The following is a 20,727-nucleotide window of genomic DNA, read 5'->3' as shown; positions in this document are numbered from 1 at the left end:
ACCGGGCAGGACCCGTGCCATCCGCCCGGATTCCCTTCGGGCGCACCGTCCTCGCCAGGCCGCGGCGCCCCGAGTCCCTTCGGGCGCGCACCCTCCTTGTCAGGCCGCACCCGTCAGGGAGGCCGTCCGCACGGCCACCACCGCCGCCAGCAGCACGACCAGAACCGCCCCGCCGGCCAGCTGCGCGGCAGACGTACGCAGTTTCGCCGGGGCGTACGCGAGCCCGTACGTCACCAGGCCGCCGGTCAGCAGCCCGCCGAGGTGGCCCTCCCACGAGGTGAACACGGCGGAGATCACCATCCAGAGCAGGAACCCCGCCATGAAGCGGTTGACCGGCCCCATGTCCCGGCCCAGACGGCGGTTGATGACGTAGAAGGACGCCGCCAGGCCGAAGATCACACCCGACGCACCGACCGCCGGTGTCTCCGGCGAGACCAGATAGACCAGCACCGAACCGCCCACCGCGGACAGCAGGTACAGCCCGAGGTAACGCGCCCGGCCGAGCTGGCCCTCCACGATCCGGCCCAGATTCCACAGGGCGAGCATGTTGAAGACCAGGTGCATCACGCCGAACGAAGTGTCGGGCGGGAGGTGCAGGAAGGCGCCCGTCAGCAGCCGGTACCACTCCCCGTCGGCCACCCCCACCAGCTCGTAGCCGGGCGCGGTCCAGCCCCCGTACACGTACAGCTCGCCGTCCGGCCCGACCAGGGCCGCCCCGAGCATCCCGAACCGGTCCACCGTCCCGGACCGGACGACCTCGACGGCGTACGCCACGATGTTCAGCGCCATCAGCACATACGTCACGACCGGTGTCGCGGCGCTCGGCACCGCGCCGCCGAACAGCGAGCGGGCCTGCCGGACTGAGCGCTGCCCCTCCTGCACGCACTCCACGCAGTGGTGCCCCACGGACGCCTCACGCATGCAGTCGGGGCAGATGTACCGGTCGCATCGCGTGCAGCGCACATACGTCTCGTGCGACGGGTGGCGATAACACGTGGTGGCGGCGGCCGTCATGGCCGGCTCCTTCATTTCGTGGACGGAGGGCCGCAGGGGGGCGGCGGCGCTCAAGATAGCGAACGCGGGTGAGGCGGAGCACACCTGGGGCCGGGGGACCGGTGCCCGGAACTCAGGGCCCCGGCAGGCGCTGAGCCGGGCCAGGGGGCGTCCGATCCGTGACAGCGAACAAACACGACAGAGGATGTCCGGTTTACGGGGTTCGATGGCCCCATGACACCGAACGTGACGCCCGCTTCGTGGCAGGACTTCCGCACGGCGGAACCGGCCTTCGCCGACACCGTGCGGAAACGGTTCCAGCTGTACAAGCACCACGTCCTCGCGACCCTTCGCGCGGACGGCTCCCCCCGGGTCACCGGCCTGGAGGTGGATTTCCGCATGGACGCGCTGTGGCTGGGCATGATGCCCGGCTCCCGTAAGGCACTGGACCTGCGGCGGGACCCGCGCTTCGCCATCCAGGCCAATCCGGGGCCGGACGCGGAGATGGCCGACGGGGACGTACGCATCTCCGGGCGGGCGGTGGAGATCACCGACGCCGCCGTGCTGGCACGCTTCAGCGACGAGGCGGCCCCGCCGGAGCCCTTCCTTCTCTTCCGCGCCGAACCCACCGAGGTGGTCCGGACCACGATCGACGGCGACGACCTCGTCGTCCAGGTCTGGCGCCCCGGCCACCCGCTGCGCACCCTGCGCAGGGCCAATGACGACAGTCCGGTACGAGAGGGCTGACGCGGCCGGCCCAGGGACGTCACCCGCTCGGCGTAACCCCCGCCGCGGAACCGGCCACCGGGCGGCGCGCGGGCCGGAAGCGCGCCGATACGGCATCCAGGTGAACCCGGCTCCCGGGCGAGGACGCCCGGTCCCTCATGGACCACCCGGCGGAACGGTGCCGTCCGTCGCCCGCCGGAGGGCTCCCGACCCTTGGGGGAACAGGGCGGGAAGCATCCGGGAACGATGCCGGAACCGGTCGTGAACGGCCCCCGCCGCCCTGCTGGTCAGCAGAGCTTCCGGCGCGCCGGGGGCGGAGCGACCTGCCGCCCGCCGACAGAACGTGCTACGGTTGCCGAGTTGCAGTTTTGGTACCCATGAACTTTATGTGCGCCTGACGGGAACCCTCCTCAGGCGCTTTATTGTTTTCCGGCTTTCTCCGGATGGGGCTCAATGCGGCGACTTGGAATTCGTAAAGTGCGGATTTCCGGCACTGCACCTCTTTTAGGAGAATGACATGGCTACTGGAACCGTGAAGTGGTTCAACTCGGAAAAGGGCTTCGGCTTCATCGAGCAGGACGGCGGCGGCGCCGACGTCTTCGCCCACTACTCGAACATCGCCACCCAGGGCTTCCGTGAGCTCCAGGAGGGCCAGAAGGTCTCCTTCGACGTCACGCAGGGCCAGAAGGGCCCGCAGGCGGAGAACATCGTCCCGGCCTAATTGCCGGACGCGTACCTCGCGACCGGGGCCCGCACCGTGAAGGTGCGGGCCCCGGTTTGTGCTGTTTCCGACTCATCCTTTCCCGGTTCGGTTCCGCAACCGGGACACCTGCTCTGTGCTTGCATCCTGGGGCGCACATCAAGCAGTCCACAGCAGTCGGCAGTAACCCCAGGAATCCCCCAGGAGGGCAATTCCGTATGACCCGCTCCGAACGCCAGGACCGACCCGCCCGCACCCGCCCGATAAGGGGCCGCGGCACGGACCGGCCGCAGGCGAACACCCGAGGATCCGGCAAGGCACCGGCCCGCCGCAGGACCGCGCCCGCCCAGGGCGGCGAGTTCGCCGTGCCGGAGACCCTCACCCCCGCGCTGCCCGCCGTCGACGCCTTCGCCGACCTGGACATGCCCGCCGCGCTGCTGAAGACCCTCGCCGCACAGGGCGTGACCGACCCCTTCCCCATCCAGGGCGCCACCCTGCCGAACTCGCTGGCCGGCCGGGACATCCTCGGCCGCGGCCGCACCGGCTCGGGCAAGACCCTGGCCTTCGGCCTGGCGCTCCTCGCCCGCACCGCCGGACGCCGCTCCGAGCCGCACGCACCGCTGGCACTCGTCCTCGTCCCCACCCGCGAGCTCGCCCAGCAGGTCACCGACGCGCTGACCCCGTACGCCACCTCCGTCAACCTGCGCGTCGCCACCGTCGTCGGCGGCATGTCGATCAGCAGGCAGTCCGGCGCACTGCGCCGCGGCGCCGAGGTGCTCGTCGCCACTCCGGGCCGGCTCAAGGACCTCATCGAGCGCGGCGACTGCCGGCTCGACGAGGTCGCGATCACCGTCCTCGACGAGGCCGACCAGATGGCCGACATGGGCTTCATGCCCCAGGTCGTCGCGCTGCTCAAGCAGGTCGAGCCGGACGGCCAGCGGATGCTGTTCTCCGCGACCCTCGACAAGAACATCGACCGGCTGGTCAAGATGTTCCTCACCGACCCGGTCGTGCACTCCGTGGACCCGTCCGCCGGTGCGGTCACCACGATGGAGCACCACGTGCTCCACGTCCTGGACGAGACGGACAAGAAGGCCGTCGCCACGAAGATCGCCGCCCGTGAGGGCCGCGTGATCATGTTCGTCGACACCAAGCGTGCCGCCGACCGCTTCGCCAAGCGGCTCCTCGCCAGTGGCGTGCGGGCCGCGGCCCTGCACGGCGGCCGGTCCCAGCCGCAGCGCAACCGGACGCTGGACCAGTTCAAGAACGGGCAGGTCACCGCGCTCGTCGCGACGAACGTGGCGGCTCGTGGCATCCACATCGACGACCTCGACCTGGTCGTCAACGTGGACCCGCCGACCGACCACAAGGACTACCTCCACCGCGGCGGGCGCACGGCGCGTGCCGGGGAGTCCGGCAGCGTCGTCACGCTCGTGCTGCCCGAGGAGAAGCGCGAGATGACCCGGCTGATGCAGGACGCGGGCATCGCGCCGCGCACCACCCGGATCAAGTCCAGCGACGACGAGCTCGGCCGGATCACGGGTGCCCGTGAGCCGTCCGGCGTCGCGATCGTCATCGAGGTGCCGCAGCCGACCCAGCCCAAGCCGCGTACGCGCGGCACCGGTTCGGGTTCGGGTGCGGCGGCCGGCGGACCGTTCCGCTCGGGCAGCCGCGGACGCGGCCGGCGCGGCGGAACGGGCGCGGGCTCGGGCGCGGCACAGGGTGGCGCCGGCGGCGCGGCCCGCGGTGGTGCGGGCGGCGGCGCGCGTGGCGGCTCCGGCGGCGGCGCGGCTCGCGGTGGTGCCGGCGGCGGTGCGGCCCGTGGTGGTGCCGGCGGATCCGCGCGCGGCGCCGGTGCAGGCCGGGCCGGTTCCACGGGGCGCGGCAGCGCTTCCGGCCGTGGCCGCAGGGCGGCGTGATCACAGGGTGCGGTGACCGGTCCCGCCGGTCACCGCACCCGTCGCGCGGCCTCACTTCCCGGGTGCAGCCTCGTACCCGTCGAGCGCCCGCGCCGCGGCCCCGGCCGGCGCCGGGGGCGCGGTCCGGGCCAGCTCCCGCAGCAGCGGCACCGCCCGGTCGGCGAACGGTTTGCCGCCGCCATGGAATCCGAGCCGTGCCAGCACATCCACACCGAAGGTCTGCCGCAGCGGATCCTCGCTCGCCGTCCACGCTGCCGCCGCCTGGAACGTCTCCTCGTCACCGCGCTGCCGTAGCGCCCCGACGGCCACCAGCCAGTTGTCCAGCCCGGGTTCACCTTCCCGCAGTGCCCGGAGGGCCAACTCCTCGAACGGGGCCCGCAGGCCCAGCCCGCTCTCCAGGAGCGTCGCGATCGCCCCGTGCCCCGTCTGCAGGTCCTGGGACGCGAACAGCTCCCCGCCCCGCAGCAGTTCGACCGTCACGGTCACCCCGCCGTCCACCGTTGAGCGGCGCACCAGGCTCTCGTGGCCCTCGTCCCCGTACATACGCCGCAGCGTGTCCCGCACCTCCCGCTCGACGTCCAGCGTGAGCATGCGCCTGGCCTCCTCCAGCGCGGGGTACAGGTCGCGGGCGCCGTGGCGGAGCAGGGCCCGTACGGTGTGCGCCGACCCCCGCCGGGCCGCCACCACCAGCGGCGTCTCACCCTGCGGGCCGGGCACGTCCGGGTCGGCGCCGTGGGCCAGGAGCGTCTCCGCGACCCGGGCGTGACCGAGGCCCGCCGCCCAGCGCAGCGCCGTGAAGCCGAACTCCTCGCTCAGATCCGGCTCGGCCCCGGCCGACAGGAGCGCCGCGACGACCTCCGCGTGCCCGCCGCACGCCGCCCCGCAGAGCGGCAGATCGCCGGCCTCCGGGCCGCTCGCCCGGTTCGGGTCCGCGCCCGCCGCCAGGAGCAGCCGTACCGCGCCGGGCAGGTCCTGCACGGACGCCAGATAGAGCGCGGTCGTCCCCTCCTCGTCGCTCGACTCGGCGGACGCGCCCGCACGGAGCGCCCGTACGACGGCGTTCTCATCGGCGTACAACGCCTCGAAGAGGCTGCTGGCACCCCCAACCGGACCATTCGTCATACACCGACCCTACGACCACCCCGGACCGGGACGGTTTCTCAGGTGTCGCACTCCAGGACCGTGCGGCACAGGCCGCACCGGGCCCGCGTCCGGCCCCTGACCGGGACGCGGACCCGCTGGTGGCAGGTGGGGCAGGCGAACGAGACCCGCAGTCCGTCCCCGCCGCCCTCGAAGGCGTACGGCACGGACGGGTCGGGGGCGGCTCCCGGGTGCTCCCCGGCGTGGCGGCGGTCCTTGGCGTAACGGCGCCTGCCCGCCCACCCCGCGGCGGTCAGCGGAGGACGCTGCAGGTCGCGCAGGGCCTCGGCCCGCCCCTTGGTGTACGCCGTGTACGCCTGGGGGCTGGTGAACCACACGGACGGGTCCTCGTCGAAGGCCAGCGCGCGCTTGGCGAGTACGTACCCGAACTCCTCGGGCGTGAGATAGCCGAGCTTCTGGCTGGAGACCGCGTCCTGACGGAAGGCGTCCAGCAGGAGCCACCCCGCGCCGAGATAGGCCGTCACCGTGTCCGTGAGGATCTCGTTGTCGCGGGTGCCGGGAAGCTCCAGCCCCAGCCGGTGCAGCAGCACATGGGTGATCTCGTGCGCCAGCGCGGCCCCGATGTCCCTGCGGTGCGTACGGAAACGGTCGTTGAGCTCGATGAAGTACTCCGGGCCGGCGGTGAGTTCGACGCTCGCGGCGTGCTCCATCCGCCTGAAGCCGACGACGATACGGGCCTGCGGCAGACGCAGGTGCTGCACCAGGGCACCGGCCACCCGCTGGGCGCCCAGATGCAGATCGTCCACATCGGAGAAGGCGGCGTCGGCCGGGGCGAGGCTCGTGGCGTAGGCGCGCACACCGTCGGGGGAGACCCGCCGGTAGAGCGCGGTGATCGCGGACCGGACGGCGTCGAGATGCGGGAACCCGTGGACGACCGGGCCGCCGCCGCTTCCGTTACTGCCGTCGCTCACGACCGAACCCCCATCAATGGCGCTCAACGGACCCTCACTCTAGGCCGATCCGACGGGAACCGGCCGGGGACGACTGATGATCTTGGCCGGAAACTCCGCCTTGTGACAGCGGTGATCGCTTCCCGATAATCGGATCGTTCTTGTCGCGGGCATGCCGAGAATTGCTGGTTCCCGCCCCCTGACCAGGACACGCACGCCCGCACGCCTGCACCCAGCGCCCCTCCCCGTCACCCCCCACACGAAAGCAGGCACACCCGTGAAACAGCTCCTGCGCGCCCTCAAGAGATGCTCCGTCATAGCCGCGGTAGCCCTCGCCACCATCAGCCTCCAGCCGTCGAACGCCTCCGCCGCCCCCGCACCCGTCGTCGGCGGAACCCGCGCCGCCCAGGGCGAATTCCCCTTCATGGTCCGGCTCTCCATGGGCTGCGGCGGCGCCCTCTACAGCCAGACCGTCGTGCTCACCGCCGCACACTGCGTCGACGGATCCGGCAACAACACCTCCATCACCGCCACCGCGGGAGCCGTCGACCTCCAGTCGTCCTCCGCGGTCAAGGTCCGCTCCACCAAGGTCCTCCAGGCACCCGGCTACAACGGCGTCGGCAAGGACTGGGCACTGATCAAACTCGCCCAGCCCATCAACCAGCCCACCCTGAAGATCGCCACCACCACCGCCTACGACACCGGCACCTTCACCATCGCCGGCTGGGGCGCCGCAACCGAGGGCGGAGGCCAGCAGCGCTACCTCCTCAAGGCCACCGTCCCCTACGTCTCCGACACCACCTGCCGGCAGGCCTACGGCAGCGACCTCGTCCCCAGCGAGGAGATCTGCGCCGGATACGTCAGCACCGGCGGCGTCGACACCTGCCAGGGCGACTCCGGCGGCCCCATGTTCCGCAAGGACAACGCCGGAGCCTGGACCCAGGTCGGCATCGTCAGCTGGGGCGAAGGCTGCGCCCGGCCCGGCTACCCCGGCGTCTACACGCAGGTGTCGACGTTCGCCTCCGCCATCGCCGCGGCCGCCGCGACCCTCTGACACCACCCGCCTGCGCACCACCCCGGGGGCTCCCGCAGCGGCGGGAGCCCCCGGGCCCGGCTCCACGAAGTCGCCGGCCACCCGCCGTCGACCACCCCACGACCGGTGCGTCTAAGCTCGCTGACCATGACCACGAGCGACATCGACGAGTACGTCACCACCGAACTGAACCGCCTGCGCGAGAGCATCGACAACATCGACGCCGCGGTCGTCCACATGCTCGCCGAGCGCTTCAAGGCCACCCAGCAAGTGGGCCACCTCAAGGCCGAGCACCACCTGCCGCCCGCCGATCCCGCCCGCGAGGCCCGCCAGATCGCCCGGCTGCGGCAGCTCGCCGAGAGCGCCAAGCTGGACCCCGCCTTCGCCGAGAAGCTGCTGAACTTCATCGTCGCCGAGGTCATCCGCCACCACGAGCGCATCGCCGAGGAATCCGCGGGCCCCACCGCCTGACCGCACCGCCGGCCCCGGGCCCACTGCCCGCCCCGGCCCCGGGCCGCACCCGGCCCCGCGCCGCCCCAGGGGCCGGCGCGGGCCGCACCGCCAGTGCGCCGCAGAGCCCCCGCCAGGCGCCGTCAGCCCTGCGAGAACCCCGCTGCACAGCCCCGGACCCGTACGGCAGCATGGGCGCCATGTCCGTACTGACGCGCAACGAAGCGCAGACCCGCGCCCAGCTCCTCGACGTACACCGGTACACGGTCGACCTCGACCTCACCACGGGCGAGGAGACCTTCGGCTCCCGCACCGCCATCCGGTTCACCGCCCACACGGCCGGAGACACCTTCGTCGAGATCAAGCCGGAAACCCTGCGCTCCCTCAGCCTCGACGGACAGCCCCTGGACCCCGAGCGCCTCGACCAGAACCGCTACCCCCTGGACGGCCTCACCGCAGGCCCCCACGAACTCACCGTCGACGCCACCATGCGCTACTCCCGCACCGGCGAAGGCATGCACCGCTTCACCGACCCCGCCGACGGCGAGACCTACGTCTACACCCAGCTCTTCATGGAAGACGTCCAGCGCGTCTTCGCCGCCTTCGACCAGCCCGACCTCAAATCCGTGTTCGACCTCACCGTCACCGCACCCGCCGGCTGGACCGTCCTCGGCAACGGAACCGCCACCCAGGCCACCGAAGGCCGCTGGACCATCGCCCCCACCCCACCCGTCTCCACCTACCTCGTCGCCGTCGCCGCAGGCCCCTGGCACTCGGTCACCACCCACCACGCGGGCCTCCCCTTCGGGATCCACTGCCGCCGCTCCCTCGCCCCCCACCTCGACGCCGACGCCGACGAGATCCTCGACATCACCCGCGCCTGCTACGACCGCTACCACGAGAAATTCGACGAGCCCTACCCCTTCGACTCCTACGACCAGGCCTTCGTCCCCGAATTCAACGCCGGCGCCATGGAGAACCCCGGACTCGTCACCTTCCGCGACGAATTCATCTACCGCTCCGCCGTCACCGACACCGAACGCCAGACCCGCGCCATGGTCATCGCCCACGAAATGGCCCACATGTGGTTCGGCGACCTCGTCACCCTCACCTGGTGGGACGACATCTGGCTCAACGAGTCCTTCGCCGAATACATGGGCTACCAGACACTCACCGAAGCCACCCTTCCCCAAGCTCTCAACTCCGTTCGAGCAGGGGAGACCCCATTCCCCGACACCTGGGTCGAATTCGGCGTCTCCCGAAAGGGCTGGGGCTACGACGCCGACCAGCGCCCCACCACCCACCCCGTCGCCCCCGACCCCGACGCCGTCCCCGACACCGAATCCGCCCTCCTCAACTTCGACGGCATCTCCTACGCCAAGGGCGCCTCCGCACTCCGCCAACTCGTCGCCTGGCTCGGCGAAAAGGACTTCCTCGCCGGAATCAACACCCACTTCGCCCGCCATAAATTCGCCAACGCCACCCTCGCCGACTTCATCGACAACCTCGCCACCGCCACCGACCGCGACGTCCACGCCTGGGCCGCCACCTGGCTCCGCACCACCGGCATCGACACCCTCACCGCCCAAACCGAAACCACCGGCAACAGCTGGAACCTCACCGTCGACCGCGCCGGCACCCGCCCCCACCGCATCACCGTCGGCACCTACGACCACAGCCTCGACACCCAGACCGGCACCGACCAGCTCACCCTGCGCAACCGCTTCGAACTCGACATCCCCCAGGACGGCACCCCCACCACCCAGCCCGGCCACCGCCCCGACCTCGTCGTCCTCAACGACCACGACCTCACCTACGCCAAGATCCGCCTCGACCCCGACTCCTGGAACACCGCCCTCACCCACCTCTCCGGCATCCCCGACCCCCTCACCCGCGCCGTCATCTGGAACACCGCCCGTGACATGGTCCGCGACGGCGCACTCCACCCCTCCGTCCACCTCACCGCCGCCCGCACCCACCTCCCCTACGAAACCGACCTCGCCCTCGTCCACGGCGTCCTCGGCTTCGCCGCCACCCACATCGCCGACCGCTACCTCACGCCCGAGGACCGGCCCACCGCCCTCGCCACCCTCACCTCCCTCTGCCGCGACCTCCTCCGCCGCACCGAAGGCCTCACCGCCAAGGACTGGGACCGGAGCCCCGGCACCACCACACCCGGCAGCCCCGACCCCGGCCTCCGCCTCACCGCCGTGCGTCAGTTCATCGACGCCGCCACCCAGCCCGACACCATCCAGGACTGGCTCCGCGAAGGCACCGTCCCCGGCGGACCCGAACTCGACCCCGAACTCCGCTGGCGCATCCTCACCCGCCTCGCCATCCTCGGCGCCACCGACGAGACCGCCATCGAACACGAACTCGCCAAGGACCCCAGCGCCACCGGACAGGAAGGCGCCGCCCGCTGCCGCGCCGCCCTCCCCACCCCCGAAGCCAAAGCAGCCGCCTGGCACGCCATGTTCACCAACGACAACCTGTCCAACTACCTCTTCACCGCCACCGCCCAAGGCTTCTGGCAGCCCGAACAGAGCGAACTCACCCACCCCTACATCGCCCGCTACTACCCCGACGCCATCGCACTCGCCGCACGCCGCGGCCCCGCCATCGCCGAAGCCGCCGGACGCCACGCCTTCCCCGCCCACGCCGTCGACCCCGACAGCATCCACCTCGGCGACCAGGCCCTCACCAACCCCGCACTCACCCCCGCCCTCCGCCGCAAACTCACCGACCAGCTCGACGACCTCCGCCGCGCCCTCGCCGTACGCGACGCCCACCGACCCACGCCGGCCCCCTGAGCGCACCCCGCCGCCCCAGGCGCACCCCCGCCGCCACTGTGCCCGGCCCCTCACCGAGGGAGCCGGGCACAGTCATGCGAACAACGAACGCTTATACCAGCCCCGGGGGACCCAACACCCCCACACCGAACCGCAGTACCCCTTTCGGGTTGAGATCGTTGGGCTCTTCGGCCGCCCCCTCCGCAATCCGGACAAGCTGGCACCACCGCCCCCGCGCACCCGAAGGACCACACCACCCATGCCCACCCCGCCCCTCGCCGGAGGCACCGCAGGCCCCGCCCACCTGCGGCCCCTCATCGACACCGTCCTCACCGCACTCCACGAAGGCGCCACCCGCCGCAACGGCCCCCTCCCCGCCGGCGGCCCCCACACCGTCACCGAAAAGCTCCACCACACCACCGGCCCCCTCATCCCCGACCACGGCACCGGCGCCCACCACGCCCTCCGCACCCTCGTCACCGCCCTCACCGAAGGCGCCGCCGACCCCGCACACCCCCACTGCGCCGCACACCTCCACACCCCACCCCTCGCACTCGCCGCAGCAGCCGACCTCGCCGCATCAGCCCTCAACCCCTCCATGGACTCCTGGGACCAGGCCCCCGCCGCCTCCGCCCTCGAAGCCGCCCTCACCACCGCCCTCGCCGCCGAGATCTACCCCCACACCGCCGACCCCGACGCCCTCGTCACCACCGGCGGCACCGAAGCCAACCAACTCGCCCTCCTCCTCGCCCGCGAACGCCACGGCCCCGTACAGACCATCTGCGCCGCCAACGCCCACCACAGCATCACCCGCGCCGCCTGGCTCCTCGGCCTCCCACAACCCGTCGTCATCCCCGCCCCCACCGGCGTCATGGACCTCACAGCACTCCGCGACGCCCTCATCCGCAACGACGGCCCCCTCCTCGTCACCGCCACCGCAGGCACCACCGACACCGGCCAGATCGACCCCCTCACCGACATCGCCGACCTCACCACCACCCACGGCGCCGACCTCCACATCGACGCCGCCTACGGCGGCCCCCTCCTCTTCAGCCCCACCCACCGCCACGCCCTCCGCAGCCTCCACCGCGCCCACAGCGTCACCCTCGACCTGCACAAACTCGGCTGGCAACCCGCATCAGCCGGCATCCTCGCCGTCCCCCACCACCACGACCTGGACGCCCTCCACCACCACGCCCACTACCTCAACGCCGACGACGACACCGACGCAGGCCTCCCCGACCTCCTCGGCCGCTCCCTCCGCACCACCCGCCGCCCCGACGCCCTCAAGATCGCCGTCACCCTCCAAGCACTCGGCCGCGACGGACTCGCCGACCTCATCGACCGCACCATCGCCACCGCCCACCACCTCGCCGACCTCATCGACCAGGACCCAGCACTCGAGCTCCACGACCGCCCCACCATCAGCACCGTCCTCTTCCGCCCCACCCACACCGACGACACCACCGTCGCCACCATCCGCCGCACCCTCCTCGACCAAGGCCACGCCGTACTCGGCCGCGCCCACGCCGACGACCGCCTCTGGCTCAAAGCCACCCTCCTCAACCCCCACACCACCCCCGACGACCTCCAACAGCTCCTCACCCTCGTCACCCACGCCCACACCGCCACGGAAGGCAGCACCCCCCGATGACCGACCGGACCACGCGTGCAGGCGACCGGGCCACCGCCGAAGGCGACCGGACCTACGACCTCCTCGGCATCGGCCTCGGCCCCTTCAACCTCTCCCTCGCCGCCCTCGCCGACGGCATCCCCACCACCCCCGGCCACACCCCCCTCACCGCCGCCTTCTACGAACAACGCCCCGCCTTCCACTGGCACCCCGGCCTCCTCATCGACGGCGCCACCCTCCAAGTCCCCTTCCTCGCCGACCTCACCACCCTCGCCGACCCCACCAGCCCTTGGACCTTCCTCAACTACCTCCGCACCCGCGACCGCCTCTACCCCTTCTACTTCGCCGAGCAATTCCACATCCACCGCGCCGAATACGACGCCTACTGCCGATGGGTCAGCGAACAACTCCCCACCATCCACTTCAACCACCAGGTCGACGCCATCCGCTGGAACACCGAGCACTCCCACTTCGACGTCGACCACACCCAACTCGGCCCCGACGGCGAAGCCCGAGCACTCGGCCGCACCCACACCCGCCACATCGCCCTCGGCGTCGGCACCGCCCCCTTCATCCCCGAACCCCTCCGCCCCCTCGCGGAAGCCCCCGGCATCCCCGTCATCCACTCCGCCGACTACCTCCACCACCGCGAAGACCTCCTCCGCGCCGACCACATCACCGTCATCGGCTCAGGCCAGTCAGGCGCCGAAATCTTCCTCGACCTCCTCCGCGCACGCCCCCGAGGCATCGAAAAGATCCATTGGCTCGCCCGCACCCAGGCCTTCGCACCCATGGAGTACTCAAAACTCGGCCTCGAACACTTCACCCCCGACTACACCCACTACTTCCACGCACTCCCCGAACACGTACGCGACACCCTCGTCCCCCAGCAATGGCAACTCCACAAAGGCATCGACACCGACACCATCGCCGCCATCCACGACGAGCTCTACCGCCGCACCCTCCACGGCGGCTGGCCCGACGCCACCCTCACCCCCGGCGTCAGCGTCCGCACAGCAGGCCGCCTCTCCGGCAGCGGCAACCGCATCGAACTCCACCTCCAACACACCCAACAAACCACCCGAAGCCGCCTCACCACCGACGCCGTCGTCCTCGCCACCGGCTACCGCGAACGCCCCCTCGACACCCTCCTCACCGGCATCGCCCCCCACATCCACCGCGACAACCGGGGACGCCCCCGCATCCACACCGACTTCCGCCTCGACCTCGACCCCACCATCACCGGCAACATCTACGTACAGAACGCCGAACGCCACACCCACGGAGTCGGCGCCCCCGACCTCGGACTCGCCGCCTGGCGCAGCGCCACCATCCTCAACAACGTCACCGGCACCACCCCCTACCCCCTCCCACAACGCACCGCCTTCACCACCTTCGGCCTCACCCCCCACCCCGCCCCCGCCGTCCCCGGACAAGGCACCACGCTCACCCCCCTCACACAGGACCACTGACCACACGAAAGCGGCCGCCCTCCCCAAGGAGAACGGCCGCCCCACACACCCACCAACAGCTAGAACACCGGCACACCATCCCGCGTCAGACGCCAGTCCACCGACGCGAACTCCGCCGGATCCACCGACCCCTTCGCCTGAACCCACCCGATGATCGTGTTCCGGATCTCATCCGAATTCGCCCACAACTGCTTCGCACCCGGCACATGCGGGAAATTACCGCCACCACTGGCCCGATAATTGTTCACCGCGAACACGAACTGCGCCGCCGGATCCACCGGCGCCCCCTCGAACGACAATCCCACGATCCGCGAACCCACCGGCTTCGCGATATCCACGTCATACGTCACACCCGACACCACGTCATAGTTGTAATCCGGAATGTTCTCCGCATTCGTCAACTTCGACGTGTCCACCGGAGCCCCGGCAGCCGTCTGCACGTAGTACCTCACCGAGTACTCCAGATAATCCTTCAGCTGCGCCCCCGTCAGCAGCCGCGCCTCCAGCGTGTTCTCGAACGGATACAGCCCCGCAGCATCCTTGATCGTCACCTCACCCGCAGGGATCGACGCCGTACGCGAGAAGCACGCCGCCTGCGACAGCACCGGCAACGCCGCGTACTCACCCCCCGCCAGTGCCTCCTTCACCGTCTCCGCCTGCACCAGATTGATCAGATCGATGACCGGCTCGTCCTTCCACGGCGCCTCCGCCGTCGACATCGCCGCCACCGACGTACCGATCACCTGGTTCACATACGCCACCACCTTCGTGTGCTCATCCCCGAGCAACGACGTGATCCGCGGGTCCTCCGGCACGGTGTTCGAGTTCAGCACCGAAGCGCCGACCTTCTCGACCACCCAACGGCCCTTCTCCCACACCAGGTCGAAATCGAACAGCGTCAACCGCTGCCCCCACTTCAACGGCTCCGAGAGAACAACCTTCTTCCCCGTCTCCTTGTTCGTCACGAAGTACTCAGGAATCTCCGAGTGCGCGTGACCCACCAGAATCGCGTCGATCCCCGGCACCTGCTCCGCCACCAGACCCGCCGCGTTCTCGACGTACGGCAACTGATCCCCGTAGGACGACGTACCCGACGAACCCGAATGCGCCGAAACGATCACCACATCCGCACCCATCGAACGAAGCTTCGGCACCCACTTCGCCGCCTGCTCCTCAAGACCCGGGAACACCATCTTCCCGCCCACATTCGCCTTGTCCCAGATCGCGATACCAGGATTCGTCAACCCCAGTACCGCCACCCGCACATCACGACCATGCGGCGTACGCACCCGCTTGATCACATACGGAGCGAACGCCGGCCGCAACGTCTTCGCATCCAGAGCATTCGCACCCAGCAACGGAAAATCACACTGCTGCTCGAACTTTCGCAACACCGGAATGCCGTAGTTGAACTCATGATTCCCGAGCGCCGCCGCGTCATAACCGATCTTGTTCATCGCCTGCGCCATCGGATGCACCGGACCACGCTTCGCCGTGATCGGATCGATCTTCGCGTAGTAGTACGACAACTGCGTGCCCTGGATCGTGTCACCCGCATCGATCAGCAACGTGTTCCCACGGCCCCGCTCCTCACGGATCCGATCCACCAGCGTCGAGATCTTCGCCAGCCCGACATCGTTGTGCGCCGAGTCGTCGAACTCCTTGTCCGTGAAGTAGTCCCAGTTGAAGACGTTCCCATGCAGGTCCGTCGTCCCCATCACCGTGAACGAGTACCGCTTCGGCGGACGCCCGTGACCGTGCCCCTTCGACTCCGAGGCCGCCGCAGACCCCGCACCGCCCCCTCCCGCCAGCGCCACACCCGCACCGGCGACAGCCGAACGGCCCAGAAACGTCCTACGGTTCAACGGCATCCTTGACTCCTCGTTCGAGCGAACAACGCGCGTAGATTCTGGCCCAGCCACCCCCACCCGCAACACCCCAAACAGGTTTCGATCTGGTGACCGGCAGCCCCGCCCCCACGCCCGCCACCCCGTCGGCACGCACCCCCGGACGCTCATCGGAGCGGCCCGCCGCACAATTCAACACTTGTCAATAACCTTTCACCGAAAGGCTGTTGGACAGTCATGCAGAGACAATTACCTACCCGCAGGTAAGGTCTAGGCTCGAACCATGCGCCGAGCAAAAATCGTTTGTACCCTGGGACCCGCAACCGACACATACGAGCAGATCAAGGCACTGGTCGAAGCGGGAATGGACATCGCCCGCCTCAACCTCAGCCACGGCACCTACGCCGAACACGAAGAGCGCTACAACCGCGTACGCAAAGCCTCCGAAGAAACCGGCCGCAGCGTAGGAATCCTCGCCGACCTTCAAGGCCCGAAGATCCGCCTCGGCCGCTTCGCCGAAGGCCCCGTACTCCTTGAACGCGGCGACGACTTCACCATCACCGTCGAACCCATGGAAGGCGACCGCACCACCTGCGGCACCACCTACGACGGCCTCGCCTCCGACGTCACCGCCGGCGAACGCATCCTCATCGACGACGGCCGCGTCACCCTCGAAGTCACCGAAGTCGACGGACCCCGCGTCCACACCACCGTCATCGAAGGCGGCATGGTCTCCGACCACAAGGGACTGAACCTCCCCGGCGTCGCCGTCTCCGTCCCCGCACTCAGCGAAAAGGACATCGAAGACCTCCGCTGGGCCATCCGCACCGGCGCCGACGTCATCGCCCTCTCCTTCGTGCGCAGCGGACGCGACATCGACGACGTCCACCGCATCATGGACGAGGAGGACCGCCGCCTCCCCGTCATCGCCAAGGTCGAGAAGCCCCAGGCCGTCGACAACATCGACGACATCGTCGCCGCCTTCGACGGCATCATGGTCGCCCGCGGCGACCTCGGCGTCGAAATGCCCCTGGAACAAGTCCCGATCGTCCAGAAGCGCGCCATCAAACTCGCCAAGCGCAACGCCAAGCCGGTCATCGTCGCCACCCAGATGCTCGACTCGATGATCGACAACTCCCGCCCCACCCGCGCCGAAGCCTCCGACGTCGCCAACGCCGTCATCGACGGCACGGACGCCGTGATGCTCTCCGGCGAGACCAGCGTCGGCAAGTACCCCGTGGAGACCGTCCGCACCATGGCCCGCATCGTCGAAGCGGCCGAGGAGGACATCCTCGCCAAGGGCCTCCCGCCCCTCACCGACCGCAACAAGCCCCGCACCCAGGGCGGCGCGGTCGCCCGCGCGGCAGCCGAGATGGGCGACTTCCTCGGCGCGAAATTCCTGGTGGCCTTCACCCAGAGCGGCGACACCGTCAAGCGCCTCTCCCGCTACCGCTCCCCGATCCCGCTCCTCGCCTTCACCCCGGACCAGGCCACCCGCGCGCAGCTGAACCTGACGTGGGGCGTCGAGACCTTCCTCGGGCCGCACGTGGAGTCGACGGACGCGATGGTGGCGCAGGTGGACGAGGAGCTGCTGCGGATCGGCCGATGCCAGAAGGGCGACATCGTGGTCATCACGGCCGGGTCCCCGCCGGGAGTCGCGGGCTCGACGAATCTGGTGCGGGTGCACCACATCGGCGAGGACGACAGCCCGGAGTGACGGTCGTCAGTACTTCGGCCCGACGTGAGCGTCCATGAGGGCGACGGACGCCCGTCGGGCTACGGAGATGTTGAACGGGTCGCTGCCACGGGCGAGGGTGGTCCACTCCACGCCGACCGCAGTGAGCGTGTCACCGAACAGCTTGCGGATGTCGTCGGACTTGTTGGTGAAGAAGTACCGGGGGTATTCGTACCGTTTCTGCTCGCCACGGACGAGGCGGGTGGTCCAGTTGATGATGCGGCAGCCGTCGGAGTGGATGAGACCGCGGATGAATTCCCAAGGGTGGGCGTCCACGATCTGTTGTTGCCATGGTTCGAACGTGATCGCGCGGTTGTGCTTCTTGCCCGGCCCGTGCTGAGGGAAGAAGCAGGGCCAGTGTTTGCTGAAGCTTTGGACGTACTGGCAGCCCTGACTCTGCACTCGGCAGACCTTGTTGGCAGGTCTCGCACGCTGAACGGCCTCTACGCAGGCGTCGATGAGCCCCGGCCACGCGTCGGCGCATGCGATGCGGAGGGAGTAGACACCCCGCTTGGCGGAACTGACGCAGCCGTCGCCGAGATAGAGGCCGAGCAGGTACGAGTACGCGGCAGGATCATCGGGAGGCCTCGGGGTGTTGCTGCACCGAGGGCATTCGGCGCCCCGGTCATATCCGAGGGGCTCTATTCGTTGCAGCCAGGAACGGATGGCGGCTCGGGAGATCCCGGTCTGCTTGCTGACGGAGTTCTGACTGAAGCCCTGAGCGACCAGCGCCAGGGCGTGCTTGCGAGTGTCGAGGTCGTACACGCTCTCGACTTTGACGCATGCGGCGAACGCATCGGCGCGAATACCCGGAGGTGATCACACGATTTCGTGAAGTTGCCGCGACTTGCTGCGGCTTTAGAATCGAAGGAAAAGTGCCCCAGGTGGGATTCGAACCCACACTGTCCGCTGTTTGAGAGCGGCCTCTCTAACCATTGGAGTACTGGGGCCTTAGAAAGGAAGGGTCATCGCTGCCCTGCGCGTCACTACCTTACAGGAGCTAGGTAGGCTCGTGGGAGCAGTATCTGCCCCATACCAAGGAGCCCCGTGACCACCCCCGAGTCGCCCCAGCCCGTAGACGCCGTCGACGACGACAAGTCGCACGTCCCGCCGCTGACGACCCGCGTCGTCATCGCCGAGGACGAGGCGCTGATCCGCCTCGACCTCAAAGAGATGCTGGAGGAAGAGGGCTACTCGGTCGTCGGCCAGGCCGGGGACGGGCAGCAGGCCGTGGAGCTGGCGCGGGAGCACCGCCCGGACCTCGTGATCCTCGATGTGAAGATGCCCGTCCTCGACGGGATCTCGGCCGCTGAGAAGATCACCGAGGAGTCCATCGCCCCGGTCCTGATGCTGACGGCGTTCTCGCAGCGGGATCTGGTCGAGCGGGCGCGGGACGCCGGTGCCATGGCGTATCTGGTGAAGCCGTTCAGCAAGAGCGACGTGGTCCCGGCCATCGAGATGGCCGTGTCCCGGTTCGCGGAGCTGAAGGCGCTGGAGAGCGAGATCGCGGATCTTTCGCAGCGGCTGGAGACCCGGAAGCTGGTGGACCGGGCGAAGAGCATTCTGCAGACGGATTACGGGCTCTCCGAGCCGGCGGCGTTCCGCTGGATCCAGAAGACGTCGATGGACCGCCGGATGTCGATGCAGCAGCTCGCCGAGGCGCTGATCGAGGACGCCGAGGAGAAGAAGAAGTCGGCCGAGTAGCCGGTACGCACGTACGGGAAGGGCCCGCCTCCGGAGATCCGGGGGCGGGCCCTTCCCGTGTGCGGGGGTCTTCAGTCCTCGCCGAGGTAGGCCTTGCGGACCGACTCGTCGTGGAGGAGGTCGGCCCCGGTGCCGGTGAGGACGATCTTGCCGACCTCCATGACATGGCCCTGGTCCGCGAGGGAGAGGGCCGCCTGGGCGTTCTGCTCGACGAGCAGGATCGTGGTGCCCGACGCCTTGAGCTCGACGATGGTCTCCATGATCTTCTGCATCATGATCGGGGAGAGGCCCATGGAGGGCTCGTCGAGCATGAGCAGCTTGGGCTGGGACATGAGCGCGCGTCCCATGGCGAGCATCTGCTGCTCGCCTCCGGAGAGTGTTCCGGCGGCCTGCTTCCGTCGTTCCCCGAGGATGGGGAAGAGGTCGTAGGCGCGCTGGATGTCCTTCTCGATGCCTGCCTTGTCGTTGCGGAGGTAGGCGCCGAGGAGGAGGTTCTCGGCGATCGTCAGCCGGGGGAAGATGTGGCGTCCCTCGGGGGAGTGGGCGATGCCCAGGGAGACGATCTTGTGTGCCGGGATGTTGGTGAGCGGTTTGCCCTCGAAGAGGATGCGGCCGCCGGCGGGCTTGAGGAGTCCGGAGAGGGTGCGCAGGGTGGTGGTCTTGCCCGCGCCGTTGGTGCCGATGAGGGTGACGACCTGGCCGGCTTCGACGGTGAAGGAGATCCCCTTGACGGCTTCGATCTTGCCGTAGGCGACGCGGAGGTCTTCGACCTCGAGCAGTGCGGTCATCGGGTGTCCTCCTCCTCGGTGGTGGTGGCGGGCTTGGCTGTGCCTGCTGCCGTGGCTTCGGCGGCTGCGACCTCGGCGGCTTCCTCGGCGCCGGGGGCGCCTTCGAAGGGGGTGCCGAGGTAGGCGGCGACGACGCGTTCGTCGCCCTGGACGACGGGGGCGGTGCCCTCGACGAGTTTTTCGCCCTGGACGAGGACGGCGACGCGGTCGCAGAGGTTGAAGATGAACCGCATGTCGTGCTCGATGACGAGTACGGCGATGCCCTGGTCCCGGATGGCGAAGATGAGTTCTTCGGTGACGCGGGTTTCCTGGGGGTTCATGCCGGCGGTGGGCTCGTCCAGGAGGAGGAGGCCGGGGTCGCTGGCGAGGGCGCGGGCGATTTCCAGCTTGCGCTGGTCTCCGTAGGGGAGGTTGCGCGCGAGGTGGTCGGCCTTGTCGGCGAGGCCGATGAACTCGAGGAGTTCCATGCAGCGTTCGCGGCTGGCGTTCTCGGCCTTCTTGTAGCCGGGGAGGCGCAGGAGGGCGGACCAGAGGCCTTCTTCGGTCCTGGTGTGGCGTCCGACGAGGACGTTTTCCAGGACGGTCATGTTGGCGAAGAGGCGGATGTTCTGGAAGGTGCGGGCGATGCCTGCCTGGGTGACGAGGTGGGGCTTGGGCGGCAGGACGGTGCCCTTGTAGCTGACCTTGCCTTCGGTGGGGACGTAGAGGCCGGTGAGGCAGTTGAAGAAGGTGGTCTTGCCGGCGCCGTTGGGTCCGATGAGTCCGACGATCTCGCCGGCGTTGACGGTGAGGTCGACGCCTCGTACGGCGGTGAGGCCGCCGAAGCGCATGGTGACGCCGCTGGCGTCGAGGACGGTGGTGCCGGTGGGTGCGTCTGTCTTGGTCAT

General features: G+C 69.6%; 17 protein-coding genes and 1 tRNA gene. 10 read left to right on the top strand and 8 right to left on the bottom strand.

Annotated elements, in window-relative coordinates:
• Window positions 1–99: 99 nt before the first annotated feature.
• On the bottom strand, window positions 100–1,014 hold the full coding sequence (locus OG379_RS10300) for a rhomboid family intramembrane serine protease (RefSeq protein ID WP_405661414.1): 915 nt from the start codon (window positions 1,012–1,014) through the stop codon (window positions 100–102).
• 213 nt (window positions 1,015–1,227) lie between these two features.
• Between OG379_RS10300 and OG379_RS10295 the strand changes: the two genes are divergently transcribed.
• The 3 genes from OG379_RS10295 (at window position 1,228) to OG379_RS10285 (ending at window position 4,338) form a co-directional block, all read left to right on the top strand.
• Window positions 1,228–1,740: a pyridoxamine 5'-phosphate oxidase family protein gene (locus OG379_RS10295; protein ID WP_405661412.1), complete on the top strand. Its 513-nt coding sequence runs from the start codon at window positions 1,228–1,230 to the stop codon at window positions 1,738–1,740.
• Between the two features lie 496 nt (window positions 1,741–2,236).
• Window positions 2,237–2,440 carry a cold-shock protein gene (locus OG379_RS10290; RefSeq protein WP_015607926.1) on the top strand — a complete coding sequence of 68 codons (204 nt, stop codon included), beginning with the start codon at window positions 2,237–2,239 and terminating at the stop codon, window positions 2,438–2,440.
• 197 nt (window positions 2,441–2,637) lie between these two features.
• Entirely contained in the window at window positions 2,638–4,338 is a 1,701-nt protein-coding gene (locus tag OG379_RS10285; RefSeq protein WP_405661410.1) for a DEAD/DEAH box helicase, read from the top strand.
• Between the two features lie 51 nt (window positions 4,339–4,389).
• Here OG379_RS10285 and OG379_RS10280 read toward each other — a convergent pair whose 3' ends face one another.
• Together OG379_RS10280 and OG379_RS10275 are read right to left on the bottom strand one after the other, a co-directional pair.
• Window positions 4,390–5,460, bottom strand: coding sequence for an ankyrin repeat domain-containing protein (locus OG379_RS10280; protein ID WP_405661408.1), 1,071 nt, complete (start codon window positions 5,458–5,460; stop codon window positions 4,390–4,392).
• 38 nt (window positions 5,461–5,498) lie between these two features.
• On the bottom strand, window positions 5,499–6,410 hold the full coding sequence (locus OG379_RS10275) for a hypothetical protein (RefSeq protein ID WP_405661406.1): 912 nt from the start codon (window positions 6,408–6,410) through the stop codon (window positions 5,499–5,501).
• Between the two features lie 256 nt (window positions 6,411–6,666).
• Here OG379_RS10275 and OG379_RS10270 point away from each other — a divergent pair, with 256 nt between their 5' ends.
• The 5 genes from OG379_RS10270 to OG379_RS10250 all read left to right on the top strand — a co-directional run bounded on the left by OG379_RS10270 (window position 6,667) and on the right by OG379_RS10250 (window position 13,766).
• Entirely contained in the window at window positions 6,667–7,443 is a 777-nt protein-coding gene (locus tag OG379_RS10270) for a S1 family peptidase (RefSeq protein WP_393755477.1), read from the top strand.
• 126 nt (window positions 7,444–7,569) lie between these two features.
• Window positions 7,570–7,893, top strand: a complete 324-nt coding sequence (locus OG379_RS10265) for a chorismate mutase (protein ID WP_362943645.1) — start codon at window positions 7,570–7,572, stop codon at window positions 7,891–7,893.
• 179 nt (window positions 7,894–8,072) lie between these two features.
• Window positions 8,073–10,682, top strand: coding sequence for an aminopeptidase N (gene pepN, locus OG379_RS10260; RefSeq protein WP_405661403.1), 2,610 nt, complete (start codon window positions 8,073–8,075; stop codon window positions 10,680–10,682).
• 238 nt (window positions 10,683–10,920) lie between these two features.
• Complete coding sequence (locus tag OG379_RS10255; RefSeq protein WP_405661401.1) at window positions 10,921–12,315, top strand: pyridoxal phosphate-dependent decarboxylase family protein; 1,395 nt, start codon at window positions 10,921–10,923, stop codon at window positions 12,313–12,315.
• Window positions 12,312–13,766 carry a lysine N(6)-hydroxylase/L-ornithine N(5)-oxygenase family protein gene (locus OG379_RS10250; RefSeq protein ID WP_405661398.1) on the top strand — a complete coding sequence of 485 codons (1,455 nt, stop codon included), beginning with the start codon at window positions 12,312–12,314 and terminating at the stop codon, window positions 13,764–13,766. The genes OG379_RS10255 and OG379_RS10250 overlap by 4 nt, the downstream gene beginning before the upstream one ends.
• A 59-nt stretch (window positions 13,767–13,825) precedes the next feature.
• Here the strand turns inward: OG379_RS10250 and OG379_RS10245 are convergent, their stop codons facing one another.
• Window positions 13,826–15,637, bottom strand: coding sequence for a bifunctional metallophosphatase/5'-nucleotidase (locus OG379_RS10245; protein WP_405661396.1), 1,812 nt, complete (start codon window positions 15,635–15,637; stop codon window positions 13,826–13,828).
• 259 nt (window positions 15,638–15,896) lie between these two features.
• Here OG379_RS10245 and pyk point away from each other — a divergent pair, with 259 nt between their 5' ends.
• Window positions 15,897–17,330 carry a pyruvate kinase gene (gene pyk, locus OG379_RS10240; protein ID WP_405661393.1) on the top strand — a complete coding sequence of 478 codons (1,434 nt, stop codon included), beginning with the start codon at window positions 15,897–15,899 and terminating at the stop codon, window positions 17,328–17,330.
• 6 nt (window positions 17,331–17,336) lie between these two features.
• Here the strand turns inward: pyk and OG379_RS10235 are convergent, their stop codons facing one another.
• Entirely contained in the window at window positions 17,337–18,113 is a 777-nt protein-coding gene (locus OG379_RS10235) for a helix-turn-helix domain-containing protein (protein WP_405661390.1), read from the bottom strand.
• A gap of 111 nt (window positions 18,114–18,224) precedes the next feature.
• Window positions 18,225–18,298 (bottom strand) — tRNA-Leu (locus tag OG379_RS10230).
• A gap of 97 nt (window positions 18,299–18,395) precedes the next feature.
• On the opposite strand from OG379_RS10230, the gene OG379_RS10225 reads away from it, so the two are divergent.
• Window positions 18,396–19,052, top strand: coding sequence for an ANTAR domain-containing response regulator (locus OG379_RS10225; RefSeq protein ID WP_405661388.1), 657 nt, complete (start codon window positions 18,396–18,398; stop codon window positions 19,050–19,052).
• Window positions 19,053–19,123: 71 nt separating this feature from the next.
• On the opposite strand, the gene OG379_RS10220 is transcribed toward OG379_RS10225, so the two are convergent.
• Window positions 19,124–19,840, bottom strand: coding sequence for an ABC transporter ATP-binding protein (locus OG379_RS10220; protein WP_405661386.1), 717 nt, complete (start codon window positions 19,838–19,840; stop codon window positions 19,124–19,126).
• Window positions 19,837–20,727 (bottom strand): ABC transporter ATP-binding protein, encoded by an 891-nt coding sequence (locus tag OG379_RS10215; RefSeq protein WP_405661384.1) that lies wholly within the window; start codon window positions 20,725–20,727, stop codon window positions 19,837–19,839. Before OG379_RS10215 ends, OG379_RS10220 begins: the two co-directional genes overlap by 4 nt.

Origin of the sequence: Streptomyces sp. NBC_01166 (genome assembly GCF_045039765.1) — a bacterium.
Classification (GTDB): Bacteria; Actinomycetota; Actinomycetes; order Streptomycetales; family Streptomycetaceae; genus Streptomyces.
The sequence above is the reverse complement of the archived record's forward strand: the minus strand, read 5'-3'. Positions and strand labels throughout refer to the sequence as shown.